Here is a 26,488-nt window from a genome sequence, read left to right on the forward strand (position 1 = left end):
TTTGAAAATTTTGGTGTTATTATTAACTTAATCCTAAAACCCTTCATATCTCAATTACTAGCTATTTTTTCTTGTTATATAAAATGCTTTTCTACACAATATAATATTGTGAAAGGAGATGAAGCATATGGCTGATTTAAATGAAATGAGAGATAAAGATAGTAAATCTAAAGCTAGAGAAATGCTAATAGCTGGTGACGACTGGAATGAAATAAGAAGAGAGACTAAATTAAGGCAGAAAGATTTAAAAAGAATTCAAAAGGAAATAACCTCTCACTTTAATACTTTTTAAATTATTTAAATTTAGTTTTTCTCATTAGTTTAAGTCTTAGCTAAAAATTAAACTTTCACTTACTTTGTCTTAGATTTCCCGCTATAACACTCCATTCCTTAAAAAGAGGGAGAAAAAGATGGGTAAAGTCTTTGACATAAAACCTTTAAATGAGTAGAGTACGTATTATAATCTCATCTAAGGTTAAGTTCATCTAATTAAACATATAACTTATAATTACCTCCTAAATTCAATATATATTAAACCTTATTCTCTTAAATACTTCAATTAATAAAAAGAAAGTCTAGGATTTCTAGACTTTCTTTTCCTAATATCTTAAAATTTTTATTTTATATACGTTTTTAAAAATCCGTATATCCCATTTACTTTATAGGTTTTACTATTAAAAACCACTGAATTAGGTAAAACCTTAAGCCTAACTTCTTCTCCCTTTATTTTAAGAATTATTTCCATATTATCACTTATTTCTTCTTTATCTTCATTCCCGAAAAAGTTACCATTACATATAGTTTTTAATATATTATCCCTTAAGAACTCATCTAACTCATCACGCCCACTATCCTTACCATTAACATAAAGCTTTAGGCTATCTGAAAGTAATATATAGTTTAAGTTATCCTTATCTATATTAATAGGTAGTATGTCTTCTACAATATTATGAACTTCCCTACTTAAAATTAAGGCTGTACTAAAATTAGAATTGGTATAGAAACACGCTTCAGAATCATTGTATAAATTCACCTTTTTATACCCGTCCTTTTTCTTTAGGGTTATAGTATATTTCTCATTGCCAAATCTAAAACCTCTATCAGTATCTACTCCATTTCCATACTCTTTTATCAAAACCTCTTTTACCTTTTTAAAATTTTCTTCCTCTAATTTCATATCCCTCATATTTAGAAATGGAGATTTCAAATAAATCTCTTCTACTTCTTCTATAAATCTTATGTTAGTCTCAAATGCTATATTAAGGACTTCATTATAAAACTTACTAAAATACTCTAGTATCTCTTTTGATTCTTCAAGCCTATAATACCTTGAGTTTATGCTATAGATATAATATCTATCCTCATCTGTTCCTAATGTAACTAAATTAATAGCATAACTTTTATTGTTTTTATAGACAGTAAAAACTTCTTTACCAGGAGCAAATAAATCTTCCTGTTTTTTTGAAAGTTCATACTCCTCTCCATTAAAACCTTCAAGATCCTCCATAAGCTTTAAAGCTCTATTAATACTTTCACTATTATAAGCTACAGTCTCCTGATTTAAAACCACTCTATCTCTTAAATCCTCTTTTTCTTTAGGTTTCCTATATAGAATCATAGCTCCTGTAACAATTATTATTAAGGATAATATAATAAGAAGGGATTTAGTTATTTTAACTCTTTTTTTATTCATGAACATTTTAAATCCCCCCTACTTTCTTTAATAAATTCTCTAGGGTATATAAAACGTTCTTTATTTCATACTTATGATTATCATATTCTACATAATTATCATAAACCTTAACTTCAATCTCATTATTATCTTCAAAATTATACCATAGTGTATAACTTTCATTTTTATACTTATAGTCTTTACTCACTTCTTCTCTTGTAACCCCTGTAATTACTGAAGTTATTTTCTCTTTATCTTTAATTAAATCTAAGGTTTTCTCTCCAAATCTTACCTTAAGGCTTGTTCCTTCAAATAAATAATATAAATCACCCTTTTTATTATTTTTTACACTAAGAATATTATCCTTTATAATATTATAAAAACCGGTCTCTCCAACTAAAGTAAAGTTTTCCCCTAAAAAGTTTTCTATAAGTATATTATTATTATCTATTACATATAGAACTGTATTCTCCTCACTGTCAATTAAAGTCTTACTAAAAGGATCAAATCCTAAATTTTTATTAAAATCTATTCTAGTGACTATTTTATATCTTGGAAACCTCCACTCTTCTTTAAGTTTTTCATTATATTCCTTAAACTCCATATTTTTATCCTTAAAAATATCTTTTAAATACCTCTCCTTAAAATGTTCACCATAAGCACTAATATCCTCTGCTATTAATATAGTATTTGATTGTTTTAAAACATCTTCCAAATTCCCCTTAGATATTATAGTATTTTTCGCTCTGTTTCTAAGACTTTTTATATCATTTCCTCCATAGTGCTTATCCTTATAAACTAAATACTCCTCCCCAAGGGTTAAGGTTTCATACTTATTTTCTTCTGAGTAGATTTCTATATTTATCTCTTTATTGTTATCCCTTTCTAAAGGCTTAATTTTCTTTAGTTTAGTTATATCATTAAAGAAAACATTAATATCATCCTTGTTATCTAAAGTCTTCCCACTAATACCACCCTTATATATTTTCATAGTTTTCATTTCCCTGTAAGCTTTTAGTGGAATATCCTTTCCATCCTTGTTTAAATTAAAATATAATAATATGATTAAAAGAATTATAACCGATCCAACAAGGCAAACCCTCTTTCTCCCCACTCCCACTGAATAACTTCCCCCTTATTAATTCTTATATCCTATGTATTATTTATATTTAAATATATTCCTTTCTACTTTAAAAACTTCTCCTTAACATCTACTTTTATATTGCTATTTTTATCTTCCCTTATATAAACCTGAAGCTTCCCCTTATCTTTCTTTTTATAGTCTTTAATTAAAATAAATTCTTCCCCATCCTTATATTCTGGAATCTTCATTTTTAAAATACTTTCAGTAAATTCTTCCTTAGGATTTATATTTATAGATTTATTATTTCTTTTTTCTATTTTCTCTACGGGTATAGGTCCCTCTGATAGATTATAATTTATCTCTATATTAACCATATCTTTTGAGGTTTCATTATATATAATTACCTCTACCCCTGGACTATCACTGGTGAAATTTTTGTATATAATGCCTCCTAAGGCTGCTAAGCATACTAAAAGAGTGAATATTAGCTTTTTATTTTTTTTCATAATAAAACCCCCTTTATAAGTAAAGTATACCATTTTTTGCCTAGGTATTCTACTTTATAAAGGAGGCTCATCCATAAATTTTATAAAATGCCTTCTTAAATATTATAAATTCACTTTTTATAGCTATAAATGCATATATTCTTTTAATGTGTCTCACTAATTTAATAAGCCAATGAAATACAATATTCCTTACACATCCTAAATTAATTAAACATATAAAAATAGTAAAAGTAATAAATATAATCACACATAAAACCCATAATACCCTAATTTTACTCCTCATAATCCTTCCCTGCTTATCTCTATAATAATCTACTTCCCTTAATTATAATATATTGAAATTACAATTATATCCATAGATTTTCCTTAAAATGTACATAATTAAACTTGAAATGTCATAAAAATTTTATAAATATATTTTTTAATTGTTATTTCATTAACCATATATTTAGTTTTTATTGAGGGCATAAACTAATTGAGTTATAATTAAAATAGAAATTTTTTCATTAATTCTCTCTTTTTCATAGTATTTTCTGTGTAAAGGGATATTTTTAAATACCAATTCTAATTATGAGGATTTAAATCTTAATAAAAGGAAGATGGATAAATATAAGAGTTTCTTAAATAGTTTAATTTAAAATACTTATAGTATCAGTTTATTTAGTTAAATATATTTTATTATTATTAGATAGTTTTGAAGTTAACAAAATATATTAGCTATAAAACTAAAATTTTACTAGATTAAACCCTTTAACCTATTAGAATACTTAATCTAGTAATAATAGCTTTGAATTAAAATTTTTAAGAAAAACTTTTAAAGATTATCTCCTTCTTCCATATTGGAAGAAGTTTTTTGATTTTGGAGGTTTTTTACTATGGAAAAAAGAGTTGGCGTTATTGGAATTGTGGTGGAGAAATTAGATATGGCCCCAAAGGTTAATGATATTCTTCATAACTTTTCTAATATAATAGTTGGAAGAATGGGAGTACCTTATAAAGAAAAGAATCTATCTGTTATCTCTTTAATAGTAGATGGGACTACAGATGATATAAGCTCTCTTACTGGAAAGCTTGGAAAAATAGAAGGTATTAATGTAAAATCCGCAATTACTAAGAAATAAATTTAAAAGTGTGTAATTTAATTAAAGTCTTAGAAGGAGTGTGTAATTATGAAAGAATATAAAGCTGATGATTTTATAGTAGACTCTTATATTAAGGATACTATGGAAAAATCTAAGGAACTATCAAAGGATATGAATTATGTAAAAGGTATTTTAGATAAGGCAAAAACTTTTTCTGGTCTTACCCATGAAGAGGCTGCCATTTTACTTAATATAGAAGATGAGACTTTACTTTCTGAAATGTACAAGATTTCAAGAGAAGTAAAAGATAAAATCTATGGAAAAAGAATAGTTTTATTTGCACCTTTATATGTTTCTAATTATTGTGTAAATGAATGTGAATACTGTGGATACAAGCATTCTAACTGTTCCTTTAAAAGAAAGAAACTTACTATGGATGAACTGGCTGATGAAGTTAAAATCCTTGAGTCCATGGGACATAAAAGACTTGCATTAGAAGCTGGAGAAGATCCAGTTAATTGCCCTATTGATTATGTACTAGACTGTATAAAAACAATTTATTCCCTAAAATTTGATAATGGAAGTATAAGAAGAATAAATGTAAATGTGGCTGCAACTACAATTGAAAACTACAAAAGACTTAAGGATGCTGACATAGGAACTTATATCCTATTCCAAGAAACTTATCATAGAGCTACCTATGAAAAGCTTCATGCCAAGGGTCCTAAACATAACTATGATTATCATACCACTGCAATGCATAGAGCAAGACAAGCTGGTATTGATGATGTAGGTATGGGAGTTCTATATGGATTATACGATTATAAATATGAAACCATAGCTATGCTACTTCACGCAGAGCATTTAGAAAAAGAAACAGGAGTTGGTCCTCATACCATTTCTGTTCCAAGACTTAGACCTGCTGAAAATGTGTCCCTTGAAAATTATCCTCATCTTGTAGATGATAAAAACTTTAAGAAATTAGTAGCAGTAATAAGACTTACTGTTCCTTATGTGGGAATAATATTATCAACAAGAGAAGATATTGATTTTAGAGAAGAAGTTATGGCTATTGGAGTCTCCCAGATAAGCTCTGGCTCATGTACTGGAGTTGGTGGATATGCTGATTCCCAAAGAGTAGAGACTGAACAAAAGCCTCAATTTGAAGTAGGCGATAATAGAAGTCCTTTAGAGGTTATCAAAAATTTATGTAAGGATGGATATATTCCAAGTTACTGCACCGCTTGCTATAGAGAAGGAAGAACTGGTGATAGATTCATGCATTTAGCTAAGAGTGGACAAATATGTAATGTGTGTCAACCTAATGCCCTTCTTACACTTAAGGAATATCTTCTGGATTATGGTGATGATGAAGCTAAGGCTTTAGGAGATGATGTAATAAAAAAAGGTCTTTCAGAAATTAAAAATGAAAAAGCTAGAGAAGTAGCTAAAGAAAGACTTACAAGGATAGAAAATGGAGAAAGAGACTTAAGATTTTAGTTATAAGTATTAAGTATCACTATTTTTAAGATCCTAGATTTCTTATATTTTTAGATTCAACGTAATAAGTCTATGCTTTTATAATAATTTAGATGGGGTAAAAACCATGATATAAGTTAAAAAACTAGTTGTAAATTTTATGCTACATCATATATTAAGGAGGAAATTTAAATATGATTAATACTCCAAGAGCCAATAGACTTCATATTTCCTTATTTGGTAGAAGAAATGCTGGTAAGTCTAGTATTGTAAATGCAGTTACAAATCAAGAACTTTCCCTAGTATCTAATACTCCTGGAACTACTACAGATCCAGTACTTAAGTCTATGGAACTTCTTCCCCTAGGACCTGTAGTTATAATCGATACCGCTGGTCTTGATGATGAAGGAGCTCTAGGAAAACTTAGAATAGATAAAACCTATGAAATAATGGATAAAACTAATATTGCTCTTCTTGTATTCACCTCATCTTCTGACTACTTAATGGAAGAGGAATGGTATAAAGAACTAAAGAAAAGAAATATTACTACCATTGGAGTAATTAATAAAATAGATTCTTTAAATATAGATGATACAGATTTAAAGAAAAAATTTGAAATACCCTTTGTTAAAATAAGTGCTAAAAATAAAATTAATATAGGGGAATTAAAAGAAGCAATAATTGAAAATGCCCCTTCTGACTTTGAAAGAGACACAATAGTTGGAGATATCTTAAAGGCAAAGGATATGGTGGTAGTGGTAGCCCCTCAGGATATACAGGCGCCCAAAGGGCGTCTTATTCTTCCTCAAGTTCAAGTTATAAGGGATATTTTAGATCATGATGCCATGGCTCTTACAGTTAAAGATAGTGAACTCCCAAGTATTTTACACTCTTTAAATAAACAGCCTGACCTTGTAATTACAGACTCCCAAATATTTAAGAAGGTTAATGAGATATTACCAAAGGACATTCCTTTAACATCTTTTTCTATTCTTATGGCAAGATACAAGGGTGATTTAGACATGTTTACCAGTGGTGCTAAAGCAGTTAATATATTAAAGCCTGGAGATAGGATTCTTATAGCTGAAGCCTGCACCCATCATGCCTTGAAAAATGATATAGCAAGAGAAAAAATCCCTATGTGGCTTAAAGAAAAAGTTGGAGGAGAAATCCTAATAGATGTTACTTCTGGAGGAGATTTTCCGAAGGACTTAACTCCTTATAGTCTTATAGTTCACTGTGGAAGTTGTATGTTCACAAGGAAACAACTCCTTTCAAGATTAAGTAGATGCAAAGAACAAAATGTTCCTATAACTAACTTTGGTGTTTTAATCGCAGAACTTAATGGAATATTAACTAAGGTAACTACTATGTTTTAAGTACTAGACTAAAGCTTAAACTTTTTATTTACACTAATAAATAGCTGTGATACACTTTTTAAGTATGTTTTAAAAAAGCCTTATAGAACTGTGGAATTCCTAAAAGTTGTCCACAGTTTTATTATTTTTTATTAGAATTCTCGCAAAATTCTGTGGATAATTTTTATTCTTTGTGAATAACCTTTATTTCACTTACCAATAGATAAAAAGATACTATATTGAAGGCTATAATTCTCTCCTATTATTTATAAATAAAAATATTAATTACTTGTAATAATAACTACTTTCATAGTATATACTCTTTAATAATTTAGATCTTATATAGGGTTAATATGTGAGTTCTTAACTTATAAATACCTTAAAAGTCTTACTTATAAATGAATAAATAACATGTATAAGTTAATTTTAGATTTAGGAATCCTATAATAGATTTCTATATAAATACTAATTTAATATAAGTATAAATATTTATTGAAATATATTATTAGAACGCTAATTAGGGACTGTAGAAGTAAAGAATTTACATACAATATATTGTAGTATTTATTCTTAGTGCCTCAGCCCCTAAAAATTCATATATTTTCATAACTACCTTAAAACATATGCTGATTTTAAAATAGTTCCTAATCACCTTAAATTATCATATTCTTCATTAAATCTTTTATATATTTGGAGACTCCATTTTTATAAACCCTTTTTTCTCTAGAATATTCCCCATATAATTCGATACCCAATCTGCCATATATCCTATAAAAGCTCCTAACAATAAGGCAAGTATTACGCCCCTCCAGTCTCCGCCAGTTGCAAATATGCAACACGATCCACAAAATGTTCCTGGAGTAAAAGCTAAAGACTTAATTTTTGCTTGATAAACCATAAAGAAGGATGCAATCGCCGTTATTATTATATAAGAGTATTGAGAGTCAAACCTACTAGGAAGGTTCAACATAACCATGGCCCAAATAACTCCAGTTATATTAGCTATTACTGAATCCCTTAATCCCCCTTTTCCTCCTTTAGATGCAAAATAACTAGCACATCCTATAAATCCAACCCATGTTAGAATATCTAGTTTTATACTTACTACAGCCCATAAAGTAGCCATCCCTGCTATTATAAAACACCTTACAGTATATTTATCCAACACTTTTCCCCCTTAAATTCTAAGTATTATATCATTTAACAATACTATTTAAGATTAACTCCTACTCAATAGAACTTGGTGTTATCCTCTTATTATTCTTTATCAAAGAATATAGGTATTTTCCCAGGGTATCTGAAACGTATCCCATTACCCCACCTATAATCAAAGCAATAAAGGCTCCTCTTACATCTCCATTAGTTCCAAATATGGCACAGGCACCACAATAAGTTCCTGGTACAAAGGATAAGCTTTTTATTTTACATTGAAAAACCATTATAAAGGAAAATATAGCAGTTATTATGATTGAAGGATTAGCTATTTCAAAATAGTTTTGAAGAGCTATTATAGATATTGCCCATAATCCTCCAGTGAGATTTGCTATAATGGATTTTTTAAGTCCTATCTTTCCCCCTCCAGATGCAAAATAGCTTGTACACCCTATGAAACCTACCCAAGATATAAGTGCTAACTTGGCACTGACCACAGTCCATACAGTCCCTATCAGTGCCATAACTATTGCACCCATCATTAATCCATCCATGTTTTTGAACCCCCTTTAGATTAGTAATTAATTGTTTACCCTAAAACTAAAGTTAAGATAAAACCTTTACAAAGCTTATGATAATATTATAAAAATTTTACATATTAGTCAACCGTATCCTTATATTAAAAACTCTATTATATAATTAACTTTTTAATATATTTTTATTTTAAAGCATTTAATTTTATAAGCTACTACACTTCGTTAATTTAAAATATGTATAAGCCTCTAGTATATTCAAATTATCCCCTCTAAAAAAAATAAATATATTTAAGACTTTACTTATAATATAATTCACCAATTATTATTTTACAAATAATATAAAGTATAGGTATTTTATACCATAATAATATTATGGAGGATTGTATATGTTCAATAATTTAAATATGGGTAAACTTGCTGCTAAGCTTAATGATCCTAAAATCTCTAAAGAAATAACTAAACTTTTGGCTGAGATTAGGGCTCTTCCAGGTATAGATGCTAAGATGAATGAAATAGGTAGAATGAAGAATCCTCAAGCTCAGGTTGAGGCTATGCAAAAGATTCCTGGACTAGCTGAAAAAGTTCAAAGGCTACAAAGATTAGTAGATCAATAAAAATAAAGGCTCTAAGTAATTTTACTTAGAGCCTTTATTTTTATTAATTAATTTTGTTAGAGTTTTTTACGTAGAATTTTTTAACTAGCACAACCCGTTAATTATATAAGTCTTATATTTTATAACATAGACTTTTAAGCCTTTCCATAACCCTATTAGGATCCACATATAATTCTGGCTTAAAATATAATCTATCCTCATTACCTGCATCATTATAAAGGGTTAATAAGGTATTAGAATTAGGCAAAGTGTATGCCTTAGTATTTATAAAAAATCCTTCTCCAAATCCTCTAGTTCCTACTGATACTATATTACTTGAAGCTTTAATCTCTCCTAATATTTCTATATCCATATATCTATAATAGCTATCTACTAAAAGAAACCTAGTATTTTTCTCTTTTAAACTTCCCTTACCTTTGTAAATTCCTTGTAAATCCCTAAAAGTTACAATTGGCATATGATTATATATTTTTCCCTCTAAGAACCTCTCTCTATAATCATATGAATTTGCTCTTAAAAGCTTTAAGTTTATATATTTTTCTTCCTCACCTAAGAGAACTATTTCTTCATTAATCCATGGTTCTTTTACACTTGAATTTTTACCTATATAATAAACTATCTCTCCTTTAGGATTTATAGACTTTTTTATATAGTCTACTGACTTATATTTTTCCCTCTCTTTTAAATAATACTTATCTCCATTTAAGTAGGTATAGTAGCCTTTATAATCCATTAAAAATTCGTATTTTTCACTATAGTAATAATAAGTCTTTTTAATGGATATTGGATTAAAATCATTTATGCCAATATTTTTACTACAATATTCTTCTAAATGCCTAAAAAGTATTTTTTCAAAATCATAGTTAGTTATAGTCTCTATATTATTTAAATCTTTTAATACCTTTTCTTTCATATCTGTAAAAACATAAAATAATTTTTCTATTCCCTTAAAATTATATAATATAGCTTGAAATAGGATTATTATATCCTCCATTGCTTCGCTTCTAGACAGGATTGTAGTATGATTAAAATCTTCACCTCTTTTATAGCTATGCTTCTCTATTTCCTCTATGTTTTTATACTTACCTTCTATGTAACTCCAAATATTTCCTTCAACCTCTTTCTTATCTATTTCTCCACTCATAAAATAAATCATTATATCCCCCCTAATTAACTTCTATAAATTTCCTTAAGTCTTTATACTATTTTCTATTCCATAGTACCTTTTTAAGCATTAACTATGATTTATATTTATTTAAATCTATGCTTGAAATTCCTTAACTATTCTATATTTTTATTAAAAATAATATGATACTTTTTATATCTTATATAAGCTATATGTGTACATCCTTTCTTATGTTCCCTTTTTATAGTAATATATATTTAGAAACATTTAGACTTAAGGGGGTCTTAATCAATGAAGATAGATTTATTAAACGTTGTAGAAAATATGAAAAAATACTTAGATATAGAAAGTCCAGTAGGCTATACTAAAAATGCTATCTTAGCTGTTAAAAATGACTTTGAGAAACTAGGACTTAGTACATCTTTTACTAAAAAAGGCGCTTTAATAGCCACTCTTATTGGTAAAAATACAAAAGAAGAACTAACAATATGTACTCATATAGATACCCTTGGAGCTATGGTTAAAGAAATCCTTCCTGATGGTAAAATAAAATTTAAAAAACTAGGGGGAGGAATATATAACTCCATAGAAGGTGCAAACTGTAATGTAATAACAAGAAAGGGAAAGAAAATAAGAGGATCTATAATGCCTATTAAAAGTTCTACCCATATATACGGAAAGTCAATTTCTCTTGTGGAAAGAAATGAAGATACTATGTTTATAAGACTAGATGAGAGAATTTGCAGTAAAAATGACGTTTTAGAATTAGGCATAAATGTAGGAGATATTATATCTATAGATACAGGTTTCGAAGTAACTGAAAGTGGATTTATAAAATCAAGATATATAGACAATAAATGTGCTGTTTCAATGGCAGTTGAAATATGTAGATATCTTAAAGAAAATAAGCTTACTCCAAAACACACATTAAATTTTATAATAAGTAACTATGAAGAAATAGGTCATGGTATTTCCTTTATTCCTGAAAAAACTACAGAACTTATAGCAATAGATATAGCACCTGTAGGAGAAGGTCAAAATTCCAGTGAATATTCAACTACAATAGCAGCTAAGGACAAGCATACTGTCTATGATTATGATTTTACCAATGATCTTATAACTATAGCTGAAGATTTTGGTATAGATTATGTTATAGATGTATTTAATAGCTATAGTTCTGATGCTTCTCAAGCTATTTCACGTGGCCTTGATATGAAGGTAGCCTTAGTAGGTCCTGGGGTTCATGGAACCCACCACTATGAAAGAACTCATATATCTTCCATAGAAAATACATTAAAACTTCTTATAAATTATATCTTAAAAGAATAGAAGGAATTTTCCTTCGGATGGTGTTTTTCCACCATCTGAATGTTAGATGTTAAAGATTCACTAGTTGGGTTTTCTTCAACCATGTGTTCTTTCCACCATCTGAAGATTAGATAAGCTCATCTAGGGCTATCGCAACTATTACCCTCCGCCTTTTAAGATGATGGGGGTATTAAAGATTATAGCCATCATATAAATTTAAACTATCCATTAATGAAGATATTCTTATTCTCCACTAATGGATAGTTTAATTTGTATCTAAACCTTGTAATGGAAGTCAATACCTAATTAATATAGGATAAAAAAGACATGTTCCCCCAAGCTTTATGGAAACATGTCTCTTTTATTTATACTACTTATTATTTATTATCATCATATAAAACCACAGGACTATTAGATATCAATTCTATACCAACATTTCCCTTAGCTTCCTTTCCTGTTATCTTTACTATATATTTTCCTTCTACTACATTTTTTATTGTATATAAATCCTTACGGTTACCATCTAAGACTGATATAATCTCCAAATCTTCATTTAATAAAACTATATTAAATTCTCCATTTTCTATATTAGAATCATAATGAAGTTTTATATCTGAACCCTGAATTCCAGAAAACCTAACGAATTCATCTACTCCTGAAAAACTTTTAAAGCTTTGTGTTATTAAATTTTTATTATTCTCCTTCTTTCTACTACTTGAAAAATAACTATAACTTAAAGTCTTATCTCTTACCTTATTTTTAACAATTTCCTTATAAGTTAAGGTATTAAATGGTTTTACCACTTTATTAAAAACTATATAAATTCCTCCTGAAAATACTAGTGTAATACATATTATTATAATTGTTATCATCATAACCCTTTTTCTCTTAACCAAGTTATCCCTCCTTAAAATATATTATTTTAAGCAACACTCTTTTACATAGTTTATCATATGTGTAATCTTTATCCTAGTTCATATATATTTTTAATAAGTACCTTACATAATTTAACGTTCTTTCACCTACTATGTTTTTTCCATATGTTCTCCATGAAAACTTTATTAATATAATAATATATTTCTATACAAATATTTATTACAAATCTCTATCTGATTCTCTATCCTCTTAATATATTATTAACATTACAAAAATGTAAGTTTTATAATATATTTTGTAATCTTATTAAATGTCTTATAGAATTAATCTTTGATAAACTATACCTAAGAAAAAGGTAAGGAGGACATATAGTGAAAAAATTAATTTCTATAATATCAATAATTTTGGTACTTTTAATAGGTGGAGGTTTAGTTGCAAAAATTGCAATTTATCCAATAGATTTTAAAGATGATATAAAAAAATATTCTAAAGAATATAATATAGATCCATCCATTCTAGCTTCTCTTATAAACTTTGAAACTAGGTTCGAAAAGAAAGATTATGAGGCTGGAAAAAGCAATGGTATATTAAATATGAGAGATGACTTCGCAAAGGATCTTGCAAATAAGGCAGGTATTGAGAATTTTGATCCTAAAACTCTAGCTAACCCTGAAGTTTCTATAAAGCTTGGAGCATTCTTTATATCTCAATATAAAACTACAGAAAAAATGGTAATGAACTGGACTATACGATCAGAAGAAGAAGAAAGAAAAGAGCTTATGAAAGACTATTCCCAAAAATACTATGTTCCTAAAATAGAGAAAAGAGCTAAGATTTATAAAATATTAAATCCTGGACTATAATATTTATAACAAACCCATGGATAACTTTTAGAATAAGTCTGAAATGATCTAATCATATTTATCATTTCAGGCTTACTTTCATATAAAAAGTAATATTATTAGAATAACTTTATTAATATTACTTTTCATATATTGACATTATAAAATTTTCTATGATAATATTAAGCTATAATTTAATATTTTACCTTTAATTCAGTACGAGAGACTGGTAAGGATATATGTAAAAATTTATGCCTTTGCATAAATAATTTTCTTAGATTTATATCCTTTGCTAGAATCAAGCAAAGGTTTTTTTATTTTATAAGTTATATATATTTAAATATATATTATCATCTATTAATAAACCTTTCATATGAATTATTAAATACAATGTATTATTTTAAACCGCTAACTTCTTCCTTTTATTAGGAAAATTCTAAATAAAGATACCTTAAAAGATATACCTTAGAGTAATAGGCTCTAGGGTATATTTTTTATACCTTAGATACTAAAATTTTCATATTGACAAAATGTAGGGTAAAGGTATAATTTTAAATTGTGAAAATTAAAAATTATATAACATTGTGATTTTGAAACTTCTCTTTACTACTATTAAGAATAAAATTTATAATTCAAATTATATCAAAGCTTAACCTAAGAATTCTAAAGTGACCTACTCATTAATATTCAATAGAGTTAATTCCTAACTACCTTAAATTTAGTTTCATTTCATATATTAAATCCTATAATTTATTAAAGGAGGCTGACGGATTAATTGAAAAAAGAACCCGGAGGAAGACTAAAACTATACGGCTTTAATAACTTAACCAAAACCTTAAGTTTTAATATCTATGATATTTGCTACACTAAAACTAAAGAAGATAGAGAGAAATATGTTGAATATATTGATGAGCAGTATAATTCTGAAAGGCTTACTAAAATTTTAAGTGACGTTACCGAAATCATAGGAGCTTGCGTCTTAAATGTAGCAAAACAAGATTATGATCCTCAAGGTGCAAGTGTTACACTACTTATATCAGAAGAAGAAGTTCCCTTATATGTACTTGACCCCTCTTGTAATAAAGGTATTATAAATAGTGGATTATCTCCACTACCAAGTAGTGTGGTAGCACACCTTGATAAAAGTCATGTTACGGTTCATACTTATCCTGAAACCCACCCCCAAAATAATATAAGTACCTTTAGAGTGGATATAGATGTGTCTACCTGTGGTGAGATTTCCCCCCTTAAAGCTCTAAACTATTTAATAGATAGTTTTGACTCTGACATTATCACCATAGATTATAGAGTCCGTGGATTTACTCGGGATGTGAAGGGAAGGAAGCATTATATAGATCATGACATAAATTCTATTCAAAACTATATAGCTAAAAGAACCATAAATAGATATGATCTAATAGATGTTAACATGTATCAATCTAATATATTCCACACTAAAATGAAAATAAAAGCTATGAATCTTCCTAACTATCTTTTTGATTTAGATGAAGAACAGTTATCCCCTACTGAAAGAGATAACATAATAGAAAAATTAAATAGGGAAATGGCTGAAATATTTTATGGTATAAACATTTCTAAATAGAGAGGTAGGTTTTTGTGCTTTTATTAATATTGTCTATACAATAATGGAATTAAGACGATTTAAAGACTTAGTTCCATTATTTATTATCCCTTTAATTTTAAAAATTTTGATCCCTTCATCCTTATTATAAATGTTAAGTCTTACTGCCTTAAGGTTAATTCCTCTACATATTGTTTAAATAAAATATCTATGTAATATAATTATATTAATATCCACATATAATTATATTGATTAATCTTAAGGGGATATTTTAGGAGGTATTTTATGACCAAGAAAGAAAAAAGTTGGATTTTATATGATTGGGCAAATTCTGCTTATTCTATAGTAATTACCACTGCTATACTTCCAGTATTTTTTAAACAAGTAGCTGCAAATAATATTAATAGTGCTACCTCTACAGCTTATTGGGGATATAGCAACTCCATTGCCACCTTAATCATTTCAATACTAGCCCCGCTTCTAGGAGCTATTGCAGACTATAAAGGTAGAAAGAAAAAATTCTTCTCCTCTTTTCTTATACTAGGAGTTATGTCCACTGCACTACTTTCAGTAGTACAAGAAGGAAATTGGATATTATGTATATTTATATATATTTTTAGTGTTATAGGATTTACAGGCTCCAATATATTTTATGATGCTTTTCTTATTGATGTAACCTCTGAAGAAAACATGGATATGATTTCTTCTCATGGTTTTGCCTTTGGATATATAGGAAGCTGTATACCATTTATAATAAGCATACTTTTTATTAAGAATCCTAGCTTATTAGGATTAACTACTTCCTCTGCCACAAGACTTTCCTTCATTATCACTGCCCTTTGGTGGCTCTTCTTCTCTATACCTATGATTAAAAATGTTAACCAGACTTACTATATAGAACCTTCAAAACATATTATTAAAGATAGTTTTTCAAGTCTCTTTAATACTTTCAAAAATATAATAGGCTATAAAAATATATTTCTTTTTTTAATATCATATTTCTTTTACATTGATGGAGTAAATACTATAATAAAAATGTCTACTGCCTATGGGCTTGACCTTGGCATAGATGGAGCTACATTAATGATTATATTACTTGTTCTTCAATTTGTTGCCTTTCCCTTTACTATTCTCTATGGAAAGCTATCAAAGAAGTTTTCTGCTAGAACTATGATATTTGTTGCTATAATAATATACACCATAATATCTATTTATGGATATTTTATAACTACTAAGCTTGACTATTGGATATTAGCCTTACTTGTAGGTAGCTCTCAAGGAGGTATTCAAGCTTTAAGCAGATCTTACTTTGGAAAACTTATCCCTAAAGAAAAGTCTACAGAGTTCTTTGGAATATATAATATATTCGGAAGATTTTCTTCAATATTTGGACCTCTTTTAATGGGAATAACAAGCCAGGTAACTGGTAACTCAAGATCTGGTGTTCTTAGTCTAATAGTATTATTTATTCTTGGATTTATTTTCTTTATGAAGGTGGATAAATCCAGTGAAAAAATCACCTATGATCTAAAATAACTATAGGATTTTTGACTCAACACTTATTTTTACAATATCTAAACTCTATATTTTCAAAAACTTAAGACATGTGTAAGTTAACTTATTTCTTACAGGTTATATAGGGGTTTAATATAAAGAATTAACTTATTCATTAAAAATATCCTTGAATTATCTTTCTTTGAATAGGCGTATAAATTAACTTTAAAACTTAGAATCCTATATGAGAAATTTTTAATTTACTTTTTGATTTACTTATTATAAAAAAACTAGGATATTTCTTATAAATCTATTAAGAAATATCCCTAGTTTATCTATCTTATTAAATTAATTACTACTTTCTTTATAACCATATATAATGCTCTAACCTAAATATATACTTATCTTCTAGGCTTTAGTTTAATATAAATCCTTATAAATGCCTATATAAATCTAAAGTCTATTTTTATCTTAGTAAAACACTCTAAGATTTGTTAATATAAATAGTACTGCTGCAACCCATATAAACTTTTTCCTAGGTACATCTAGTGCATTTTCAAAGCCTAAAACCAAAAGTATATAGAACCAAATTTGAAATGGTATAGATAGGAGTTCTACCTTTACTAAACTTATTATTATATCACCTACTAAAAGTGCTATATAGGAAAATGTGTAAACCTCTAATGTATCAATAAATCCTATAACTCTTTCCTTATTTTCAGTTAAGTTTTTTGCAAATAAATAATATATAAAGCTACTTATAATAATAGCTATTAAGGTAGCAAATATGGTTGTTGGTATTGATACCTGCGGACGACTTGCCTTCTCATAGAACTCTATTACCATTTTTCTTGCTTCTTCATCAAGGTTACTTATTGCACTGTCCCTTAATGCTAATGCTGGTCTTAAAAGTGCTAAAATCACACTAAAAACTACTACTATTAAAAGATTCACTCCTACAGTTTTTCTTTCCTTATATCCTTTAAACTCTCTTATAGGATTTGTAAAGAAATTTATTATTTTATCTACTATAATCAAATCTACCACTCCTCATCTTTTAGTTTTATATTAAAGGTGTCACTTTGTTCTTCTTATTATATAAAGTACTCTCTCAATTATGAGCCTCTAACATCCTCTATAATTTTTAAAGCTCTTCTTACTTTTTACTTATCTATATTCTAGTATTATAACTAATCCTAGGATTAATATAACAATAATCATAAAAACTATATTAAGATACTTCATGAAAATTCTATACTTCTACTACAATTATTATTCAATTAGTATCTATAATGATTGTAACATATAACCTTATCCCTTTCCTATAACCTTTACTAAATATCTTAACCTTACTTCCTAATCATGATATAATTAGAAAAAAATACATGAGGTGGCTTTATGGCTTTTATTTTTATATTATGTTCCGTAATAGCTGTTATTTACTTATTTGTTATATGCTTTTTTAACAACAAAAGTGCTAAGACTCTTATGATACTTGGTATAGAATTTACCCTTACGGGAATAGGTATTGGAGTTATATCTAATAACCCTATGTTGGATAACAATGATTCTTTCTTTTTAATAGTTTTTTCTAGTATCTTTCTTCTCTTAGGAATTATAACTGCATTTTATGGATTAAGAAAAGAAGATAAGTAATATTAAATCCAATGAAAGGTTAAATAAAATAATGCTTGGAAACTCCAAACATTATTTTATTTAACCTTTTTTATGTATTTCTATTATTTATGTTTAACAATATTTTAGAAATTAAGAATAGCACTGGCAGTTCTATTAATGGTCCAATTATAAGTGCTAAGTATATAAGAGGCTCATTAGGAAAAGCTGAAACTGCTATAGCTAATGCTATAGGAGAGTTTCTGGCTAATGTAACTAAATTTAAAGCAACATTGTCTTCCCTACATAGTTTTATTTTTCTTCCAATAACTTGTCCTATAATCAAGTTAATTGCAAAGAATAATAATACAGGAAGCAAAAGTTTTAAAAGCACTTGTGGATTTCTTAATAATATTTTTCCTTGAGATGCAAACATGGAAACTATAGCCAAATTCAAAAAATATCCTTGGTAATCACAGGCCTTTGGAAGTATTTTATTTTCAAAATACTTTAGTCCATTTTTATTGTTAATAACTTTCCTAAATACAGTTGCTAATAAAAGAGGAATAAATAAGCTTATAACAACCCCTTCTGTAAGATTTACCATATTAATTCTTACACTTGATCCTCCAATTAAAAGTACATAAATAGGAAGTAAAAGTACTTGAAGTATAAAATTTAATGGTAAAATTGATGCTCCTAGAGCAACATTGCCCTTTGCTATTCCCGTGAATATTAAATACCAATCAGTACATGGAGTTACCATTAGCATTATAAATCCTATTAATAACTCTGGACTATTATTTAAAAATATTTTTCCTAAAATAAATACTATAATGGGTGTCCATATAAAATTTATTAATATAGATGTCACTGTAAATTTTATATTTTTAAATGAGTCTTTAATATCCTTTAATGGTATTTGTATAAATACTAAAAATAGCATTATCATTAATGCAGGCATTATTACATATTCAGAATAAACTTGCACTACATAAATCTGACCTAATACTATCCCCAGTACCACCATAATTAATATAATTAAACTTTGAAACTTATTAACACTATCCATTTTTAAATAACCTTTCTTAAAAGTATAGTTATAATTATACCGATATTGGTTATCAATTGCAAAGTATTTATCAATTAGTTACAATCTATAATTAATCAATTTCTATAGAATTTTTAGCTTGAGTCTTAACTTATACTTGCACTTAAATACTTTAAAACCTTAGATTTTAAGTAGTGCATAAGATAAGTTTTAAATCAAAAACCTATATAGGATTTTTATCTTATAACTTATACAGATGTTAACTCATTTAAATTGCTGGATTTAACTATTGTATAAATCAGTATCAATCAAAGATTTTCTAATGAGTAAGTTAATGCCTTATTAAAAATTGTATTTCACCTTACTTTCCAGAATATATTTTGGCCATAAAATAAAAACAGTAGGGTGGGTTAAATAAACTTAACCCACCCTACTGTAATATTTAGGCTATTCTCTACAATAACATTTAATTATAGAATATAATTATCTTCTTTTCTTTAAAACAAAAGTACTTCCTAAAAGAATTAATAAAACTCCTATTATTATTAAAGTAGTAGTATTTATAAGACTTCCAGTCTGAGGAAGTCCTAATATTCCTGGAGTCTTCCCAATAGGAACAAATTCTTCCTGATTCTCCACAGTAAAACTTTGTGTTTCTGTAGAATGAACCTTAACCTCTATATTATTCTCACTTAAGATATATCCCCTAGGTGCTTTTGTTTCTTTTATAATATAGTTTCCATAATCTACATCTTCAAATATAGCCATTCCATTATGATCACTTATTGAAGTAGCTACTATTTCACCATTAGCGTCATATAAGGTAAATTCAGCTCCTTCAAGAACATTTCCTTTATTATCTGTTTTCTTAATTTCAATCTTTCCTCTTATCCTAGTATTTTCAACATTATAAGAGTAAACTTCATCATGTTCTTTAACTTCTACCTTTATTTCTTCATTAGATTTTATATAGCCTTCTGGTGCTTTTGTTTCTTTAACTGTGTAACTACCATAGTCTACATCTTCAAAGGTTGCAAGTCCATCTTCTCCTGATAAGGAAGTTGCTACTTCATTATTCTCTGAATCATATAAAGTAAACTCTGCTCCTTCAAGAAGTTTTCCACCATTATCTATCTTCTTAATTTGAACTTTTCCTTTTATTCTAATGTTCTCAACATCATAGGAGTAAACAGCCTCATGTTCTGTAACTGCTACTTTTATTTCATCCTTTGATGCTACATAGCCTTCTGGCGCCTTTGTTTCCCTTATTATATAGTTTCCATAGTCCACATTTTCAAAGGTAACAAGTCCATCTTCCCCTGATATATTAGATTCTAGAGTCTTATCTTCTGAATCATATAAGGTAAACTCTGCTCCTGAAAGAACATTTCCACTATTATCTGTCTTCTTAATTTGAACTTTTCCCTTTATCCTAGTGTTTTCAACATCATAGGAATAAACAGCCTCATGTTCTGTAACTGCAACTTTTATTTCATCTCTTGATGCTACATAACCTTCTGGTGCCTTTGTTTCCTTCACTGTGTAGTTTCCATAGTCTACATTCTCAAAAATAACCATTCCACTACTATCACTTACTACAGTTTCTACTACATTTCCACCATTATCGTAAAGAGTGAATTCTGCTCCTGAAAGAACATTTCCATTATTGTCTGTTTTCTTAATCTTAACTGTTCCCTTTATTCTAGTGTTTTCAACATCATAGGAATAAACAGCTCCATGATCTTTAACCTCTACCTTTATCTCTTCACTTGATGCTATATAGCCTTCTGGTGCTTTAGTTTCTTTTACTGTGTAGTTTCCATAGTCTACATTTTCAAAAGTTACCATTCCATTGCTATCACTTACTATAGTTTCTACTACACTTCCACTATTATCATAAAGAGTGAACTCTGCTCCTGGAAGTATACTTCCACTATCGTCTGTTTTCTTAATCTGAACTTTTCCCTTTATTCTAGTGTTCTCAACATCATAAGAATAAACAGCTTCATGATCTTTAACTTCTACCTTTATTTCATCCTTTGATGCCACATAACCTTCTGGTGCCTTTGTTTCCTTTACTGTGTAATTTCCATAGTCTACATTTTCAAAAGTTACCATTCCATTGTTATCACTTATTGTAGCTTCTACTACATTTCCATTACTATCATAAAGAGTAAACTCCGCTCCTGAAAGAACATTTCCACCATTATCTGTTTTCTTAATCTGAACTTTTCCTTTTATTCTAGTGTTCTCAACATCATAAGAATAAACTTTCTCATGGTCTTTAACTTCTATCTTTATTTCATCCTTTGATGGTACGTAACCTTCTGGTGCCTTCGTTTCCTTTACTGTGTAGTTTCCATAGTCTACATTTTCAAAAGTTATCATTCCATTGTTATCACTTATTGCAGTTTCTACTACATTTCCATTACTATCGTAAAGAGTAAACTCCGCTCCTGAAAGAACATTTCCACTATTATCTGTTTTCTTAATTTGAACTTTTCCCTTTATTCTAGTGTTCTCAACATCATAAGAATAAACAGCCTCATGTCCTGTAACTTCTATCTTTATTTCATCCTTTGATGCTACATAACCTTCTGGTGCCTTTGTTTCATTTACTGTGTAGTTTCCATAGTCTACATTTTCAAAAGTTATCATTCCATTGTTATCACTTATTGCAGTTTCTACTACATCTCCATTACTATCGTAAAGAGTGAACTCTGCTCCTGAAAGAACATTCCCACTGTTATCTGTTTTCTTAATTTGAACTTTTCCTTTTATTCTAGTGTTCTCAACATCATAAGAATAAACTTTCTCATGTCCTGTAACTTCTACTTTTATTTCATCCTCGGACGCTACATACCCCTCTGGTGCCTTTGTTTCCTTTACTATGTAGTTCCCATAATCTACATTTTCAAAAGTGACCATTCCATTGTTATCACTTATTGCAGTTTCTACTACATTTCCATTATTATCATAAAGAGTAAATTCTGCTCCTGAAAGAACATTCCCACTGTTGTCTGTTTTCTTAATCTGAACTTTTCCTTTTATTCTAGTGTTCTCAACATCATAAGAATAAATAGCTCCATGATTTTTAACTTCTATCTTTATTTCATCCTTTGATGCTACATAGCCTTCTGGTACCTTTGTTTCTTTTACTGTGTAGTCTCCATAATCTACATCTTCAAAAGTTACAAGTCCATCTTCTCCTGATATAGCAGTTTTTACAACATTATTCTCTGAATCATATAGGGTAAATTCTGCTCCTTGAAGAATATTTCCACTATTATCTGTCTTCTTAATTTGAATATTTCCTTTTATCTTAGTATTATCAACCTTGTAAGCATAAACCACGCCTTGCTCTACAACTGATATATTTATTTCTTCCTCTGATCCAATATAACCTTCTGGTGCCTTTGTTTCCTTTACTATATAGCTACCATAGTCTATATTTTCAAAGAGTGCAATTCCATCTTCCCCTGATACCACAGTCTTTATAACATTTTTATCTAGATCATATAGAGTAAATTCTGCTCCCTTAACTCTATTTTTATCCTGATCTATTTTTGTTATTTGAATATATCCTCTAATCTTTACATTTTCAATATATCCTGCCTTATGAACCTTTCCATTATCAGTGACCTCTACAGTTACCTTATCCTCTGAAAGGTTATATCCTTCTGGTGCCTTTGTTTCTTTTATTATATATTTTCCATATTCAATATTCTTAAACTCTGCAATTCCACTTCCATCTGATATGGATTTAGCAATTTCATTTTCCTTTAAATCAAATAATGTGAATTCTGCATTTTTAAGAGGCTTCCCCTCTTCATCTTGTTTTTCAATTTGAATATTTCCTCTTATTTTTGTATTATTAACTATATATGGATCAGCATGTACTGTAGCTCCATCTTCACGAATAGCTGCAGTTATAACTTGATCAGAAATATTATATCCTTCTGGTGCTTTTGTTTCCTTTATCCTATAATCTCCATAGTCTACATTTTTAAAATGTACTTGTCCATTTTCATCGCTAGTTGCAACATCTATTGGATTTTTAAAATCAGTATCTGTGTCTTTATAAAGTTTAAATTCTGCACCTTGAAGTAGCTTTCCGCTTTCTCCATTCTTCTGGAACTCTATGTTTCCTCTAATCTTTTCATTCTTATATGTGTATACAAGATTTTTATCTTTATTATCTTTTGTAATTTGGAACTTATACACCTCATTACTTAATTTATATCCTACTGGAGGTGTTTTTTCTCTAATGGAATAATCCATATTTAATCTAATTTTGTCAAATACAACTTCTCCATTATTCGAATCTGTAGTTGCAGTTTTTATAACATTATTATATCTATCAATTAACTCAAAAACTGCCCCTTCTAGCTTTTCAGTGGAATTATCCGCATTAACTTTTATAATTTTAATGCTTCCACTTATTCCACCACCTCCTCCACCTGCACCTTGGAATTTCACGTTAACATCAGCAGAGATAGAACTTTCTGTAGTTCCTGTTCCAACAAAAGAAGCTGAATTCTTAAATGGGGATTTTGACTTATCTGCAACATCTGTTCTAAATGTCAAAATGTATCCTTCCTTAATCTCACTAGGTAAGTTAAATATAAACTTTCTTGTTTGTGAATCATATTTAACACTATTTTCATTTAATTCAACTTCCTCGCCCTTTGTAAGCGAACCATCAGAATTTAGTATTTGCTTATATAATTTTACTGAAGTAGTATCTAATTGAAGACCTTCTTGTAGATTATCCTCAATATATCCATCTCTTATTAAAATTTCATTTGTATTGATATTTACATTCCAATCAATATAAGAATTACCTTCAGTGTATTCTGCATTCTTTCCAATTATGGTGTTCTTCACCTTTATATATCCAGTACTTTCTACTCCACCTGGAACCAAGTCATCAATTAGTTTAATACTATTTTCATAAACCTTTTCTCCATTAGTATTGAAATCTGATATATCTGTAAGTTTTGTTTTAAAAGTAATTACTTGCTCTGTGGTAATAGTATCTTTAAAGTTATATCTTAAAGTTTTTGTTTTTTCATCATAGGAATAATCATCTCTACTAACAGGACTTCCATTTAAAGTTAGTGAATCATGAATAAAGTCTTGTCCACTATTTATAGTATCAATAATATAAGCATTAGGAAGTTTTGTATTATTCTCATTAACTACAACCCTCCAAGTAATCTCTCTCGTTTTGTAGTCATAGTCACTCCCCCTCTTATCAATCACTCGGCTAAATACCCTTTGCTCCCCTTGATCATTTGAGGTTCTGATATTATCTCCTGTTAAGGTAGCAACATTATAATAATTTTCATCTCTATTTCCTGCATAGACATTAGGATCAGTAACCTTGGTTTTAAAAGTTATTGTATAAACTTCTGATATAGGTTTATCAAATTTATAAGTAAGGGTTCCTGTCTTATCTTTATCGACCTCTGCTGCCTTAGTGTATGTAAAACCATCATTTGATGCTCCATTACTTATAGAAGCTGATCCTTCAACAAACTCTTGCCCTACTCTAATATTATCTGTAACCACTGCATTATTAATTGTTATCTTATTAGAATTTACTGTTATCTTCCAAGTTATCTCTCCTGTAGAAGAATCATATCCAACTCCTTGTTTTTTTATTATACTAGTTGGAACTCCTATTATCTTAGAATCAACTGCATTATCTGGGACCCCATCTCCCGTAATTTTTACTGTATTATTATATCTCTTTGAGGTATTAGAATTATGAGCTTCTTCATCTGTAACATCTGTTGAAAATGTTATTCTATGAGGTTCATTAATCTCTTCTTTAAACTTATATATGAACTTCTGTCCTTCCATCTCATAATCATTAGTTTGTACTCCATCAATCATTACAGATCCATTAGTTATGGTAAGTCCATCTGGTATTGTATCTATAACCACTGCATTAGGTATATGTCTTGAGTTGTTATTTACATCAATAACCCAATTTATCCTCTTTGTATTTGGATCATAGGATCCATTTTTTCTAATATAATCTGCCACTACTTCAACTGAAGCCTCATTTGAAACTTTATCCTCTCCATCATGACTCAAAGTAGCCTTATTATACTGATAAGTTTTCTTTCCCTCTGAATCAAAAGCCTTTGGATCAGTGACCTTTGTCTTAAAAGTTAAAACCTGTTTCTTATTTATAAGTTCTGGAAACTTATATACTAATTTTTTACTTTCTGGATCATAAGTATAATTATTTTCATCTGCTTTAGCTCCATTTAGTTCAACAGAGCCAGCTATAAATTCCTGTCCTTCATTTATGCTATCAATAATTTGTGCATTATTAACCTCTACATTCTCTGGATTCGTAGTTACCTTCCATGTTATTTCATTTTTAACCGAATCATAGCTTCCCTCTTTTTTAATAGAAGTCTTTGGTACTACTGGTTTTTCAAAATTTACGTTAATTATAATTGGATTTGTACCTTGTCCAAGATCAAACTCTATAGGTACTGGATTTTTACCACCTATTTTCTTATCATCAAACTGTGTATGTATATAAAAGAATCCTGAAACATCTGAATGATTTTCTGCATAATCTGTGAAGACAATATTAACCTTTCCATCAGTTCCAATGGTGCATTTACCAATAACTTCACCATCATCCGACGTTATATCGAAGTTCATTTCTTTTATAATCTTTATTTCCTTAGGTATTTTAATATTATATATATCTCCCTCTTTTACAGAAACACCTTTAGGAATTTCGAATTTATAGCTTATTATAATCTCTGCTTTTTTTGATATGTCCTTAGAATTTCCATCAATAATATTTCCCTTTTCATCAGTTAAGGTTATACCTGTTATAAACTGAAACGTATTAGAAAACCCTTCTGCATTAACCTTAATTGTAGGAGCAATAATTGAAAATTGAAAAATAAAGACAAGCAACATAGCAATTATAGATTGTTCTCTTTTTTTCATTGTAACCTCCTTATTAAATAGATTATTATACTATTCAAGTCATCTCTATCTAAGTCTAAAGCTAAAATCTATATTATTTAATTTTTTATTTTATACCTATCAAGTGTACTTTTATTATAAAAACA

General features: G+C 28.5%; 20 protein-coding genes. 10 read left to right on the forward strand and 10 right to left on the reverse strand.

All coding sequences use genetic code 11. The features are described from left to right. Window positions 1–127: 127 nt before the first annotated feature. Entirely contained in the window at window positions 128–292 is a 165-nt protein-coding gene (locus tag BR69_RS21885; RefSeq protein ID WP_160169963.1) for a hypothetical protein, read from the forward strand. 324 nt (window positions 293–616) lie between these two features. Here BR69_RS21885 and BR69_RS0117370 read toward each other — a convergent pair whose 3' ends face one another. The 3 genes from BR69_RS0117370 to BR69_RS0117380 all read right to left on the reverse strand — a co-directional run bounded on the left by BR69_RS0117370 (window position 617) and on the right by BR69_RS0117380 (window position 3,262). Then, complete coding sequence (locus BR69_RS0117370) at window positions 617–1,699, reverse strand: hypothetical protein (RefSeq protein WP_027634342.1); 1,083 nt, start codon at window positions 1,697–1,699, stop codon at window positions 617–619. A gap of 1 nt (window position 1,700) precedes the next feature. Continuing rightward, window positions 1,701–2,792 (reverse strand): hypothetical protein, encoded by a 1,092-nt coding sequence (locus BR69_RS0117375; protein ID WP_027634343.1) that lies wholly within the window; start codon window positions 2,790–2,792, stop codon window positions 1,701–1,703. 65 nt (window positions 2,793–2,857) lie between these two features. Next, a complete protein-coding gene (locus BR69_RS0117380; protein WP_027634344.1) occupies window positions 2,858–3,262 on the reverse strand; it encodes a hypothetical protein in 405 nt (134 codons plus the stop codon). A gap of 875 nt (window positions 3,263–4,137) precedes the next feature. On the opposite strand from BR69_RS0117380, the gene BR69_RS0117390 reads away from it, so the two are divergent. The 3 genes from BR69_RS0117390 to hydF all read left to right on the forward strand — a co-directional run bounded on the left by BR69_RS0117390 (window position 4,138) and on the right by hydF (window position 7,202). Beyond that, entirely contained in the window at window positions 4,138–4,383 is a 246-nt protein-coding gene (locus tag BR69_RS0117390; RefSeq protein WP_027634346.1) for a TM1266 family iron-only hydrogenase system putative regulator, read from the forward strand. 48 nt (window positions 4,384–4,431) lie between these two features. Continuing rightward, on the forward strand, window positions 4,432–5,844 hold the full coding sequence (gene hydG, locus BR69_RS0117395) for a [FeFe] hydrogenase H-cluster radical SAM maturase HydG (RefSeq protein ID WP_034850099.1): 1,413 nt from the start codon (window positions 4,432–4,434) through the stop codon (window positions 5,842–5,844). Between the two features lie 173 nt (window positions 5,845–6,017). Next, window positions 6,018–7,202: a [FeFe] hydrogenase H-cluster maturation GTPase HydF gene (gene hydF / locus BR69_RS0117400; protein WP_027634348.1), complete on the forward strand. Its 1,185-nt coding sequence runs from the start codon at window positions 6,018–6,020 to the stop codon at window positions 7,200–7,202. Between the two features lie 661 nt (window positions 7,203–7,863). On the opposite strand, the gene BR69_RS0117405 is transcribed toward hydF, so the two are convergent. Both BR69_RS0117405 and BR69_RS0117410 read right to left on the reverse strand, forming a co-directional pair. After that, window positions 7,864–8,346, reverse strand: coding sequence for a DUF1097 domain-containing protein (locus BR69_RS0117405; RefSeq protein WP_027634349.1), 483 nt, complete (start codon window positions 8,344–8,346; stop codon window positions 7,864–7,866). A 61-nt stretch (window positions 8,347–8,407) separates the two neighbouring features. Then, window positions 8,408–8,887, reverse strand: a complete 480-nt coding sequence (locus tag BR69_RS0117410; protein WP_027634350.1) for a DUF1097 domain-containing protein — start codon at window positions 8,885–8,887, stop codon at window positions 8,408–8,410. A 368-nt stretch (window positions 8,888–9,255) separates the two neighbouring features. On the opposite strand from BR69_RS0117410, the gene BR69_RS0117415 reads away from it, so the two are divergent. After that, window positions 9,256–9,483 (forward strand): hypothetical protein, encoded by a 228-nt coding sequence (locus BR69_RS0117415; protein WP_027634351.1) that lies wholly within the window; start codon window positions 9,256–9,258, stop codon window positions 9,481–9,483. Between the two features lie 112 nt (window positions 9,484–9,595). Here BR69_RS0117415 and BR69_RS0117420 read toward each other — a convergent pair whose 3' ends face one another. Next, window positions 9,596–10,639, reverse strand: a complete 1,044-nt coding sequence (locus BR69_RS0117420) for a hypothetical protein (protein WP_027634352.1) — start codon at window positions 10,637–10,639, stop codon at window positions 9,596–9,598. Window positions 10,640–10,900: 261 nt separating this feature from the next. Here BR69_RS0117420 and BR69_RS0117425 point away from each other — a divergent pair, with 261 nt between their 5' ends. Further along, window positions 10,901–11,938 carry a M42 family metallopeptidase gene (locus tag BR69_RS0117425; protein ID WP_027634353.1) on the forward strand — a complete coding sequence of 346 codons (1,038 nt, stop codon included), beginning with the start codon at window positions 10,901–10,903 and terminating at the stop codon, window positions 11,936–11,938. Window positions 11,939–12,294: 356 nt separating this feature from the next. Here the strand turns inward: BR69_RS0117425 and BR69_RS0117435 are convergent, their stop codons facing one another. Then, window positions 12,295–12,813, reverse strand: a complete 519-nt coding sequence (locus tag BR69_RS0117435; RefSeq protein WP_027634354.1) for a hypothetical protein — start codon at window positions 12,811–12,813, stop codon at window positions 12,295–12,297. 351 nt (window positions 12,814–13,164) lie between these two features. Between BR69_RS0117435 and BR69_RS20795 the strand changes: the two genes are divergently transcribed. The 3 genes from BR69_RS20795 (at window position 13,165) to BR69_RS0117450 (ending at window position 16,753) form a co-directional block, all read left to right on the forward strand. Further along, window positions 13,165–13,656: a transglycosylase SLT domain-containing protein gene (locus BR69_RS20795; RefSeq protein ID WP_051623672.1), complete on the forward strand. Its 492-nt coding sequence runs from the start codon at window positions 13,165–13,167 to the stop codon at window positions 13,654–13,656. Window positions 13,657–14,410: 754 nt separating this feature from the next. Continuing rightward, window positions 14,411–15,238 carry an adenosylmethionine decarboxylase gene (speD, locus tag BR69_RS0117445; RefSeq protein WP_027634355.1) on the forward strand — a complete coding sequence of 276 codons (828 nt, stop codon included), beginning with the start codon at window positions 14,411–14,413 and terminating at the stop codon, window positions 15,236–15,238. A 264-nt stretch (window positions 15,239–15,502) separates the two neighbouring features. After that, window positions 15,503–16,753, forward strand: a complete 1,251-nt coding sequence (locus tag BR69_RS0117450) for an MFS transporter (RefSeq protein WP_027634356.1) — start codon at window positions 15,503–15,505, stop codon at window positions 16,751–16,753. Window positions 16,754–17,182: 429 nt separating this feature from the next. Here BR69_RS0117450 and BR69_RS0117455 read toward each other — a convergent pair whose 3' ends face one another. Continuing rightward, window positions 17,183–17,749, reverse strand: a complete 567-nt coding sequence (locus BR69_RS0117455) for a YIP1 family protein (RefSeq protein WP_027634357.1) — start codon at window positions 17,747–17,749, stop codon at window positions 17,183–17,185. 360 nt (window positions 17,750–18,109) lie between these two features. On the opposite strand from BR69_RS0117455, the gene BR69_RS0117460 reads away from it, so the two are divergent. Further along, window positions 18,110–18,367 carry a hypothetical protein gene (locus tag BR69_RS0117460; protein ID WP_027634358.1) on the forward strand — a complete coding sequence of 86 codons (258 nt, stop codon included), beginning with the start codon at window positions 18,110–18,112 and terminating at the stop codon, window positions 18,365–18,367. 70 nt (window positions 18,368–18,437) lie between these two features. Here the strand turns inward: BR69_RS0117460 and BR69_RS0117465 are convergent, their stop codons facing one another. Beyond that, the gene (locus BR69_RS0117465; RefSeq protein WP_027634359.1) at window positions 18,438–19,397 is read right to left on the reverse strand and encodes an arsenic resistance protein; all 960 of its coding nucleotides are present in this window, start codon (window positions 19,395–19,397) and stop codon (window positions 18,438–18,440) included. Between the two features lie 462 nt (window positions 19,398–19,859). Beyond that, window positions 19,860–26,363, reverse strand: a complete 6,504-nt coding sequence (locus BR69_RS0117470; RefSeq protein WP_027634360.1) for a SpaA isopeptide-forming pilin-related protein — start codon at window positions 26,361–26,363, stop codon at window positions 19,860–19,862. Window positions 26,364–26,488 lie beyond the last annotated feature (125 nt).

It is taken from the genome of Clostridium hydrogeniformans DSM 21757 (genome assembly GCF_000686705.1).
GTDB lineage: Bacteria > Bacillota > Clostridia > Clostridiales > Clostridiaceae > Clostridium_Z > Clostridium_Z hydrogeniformans.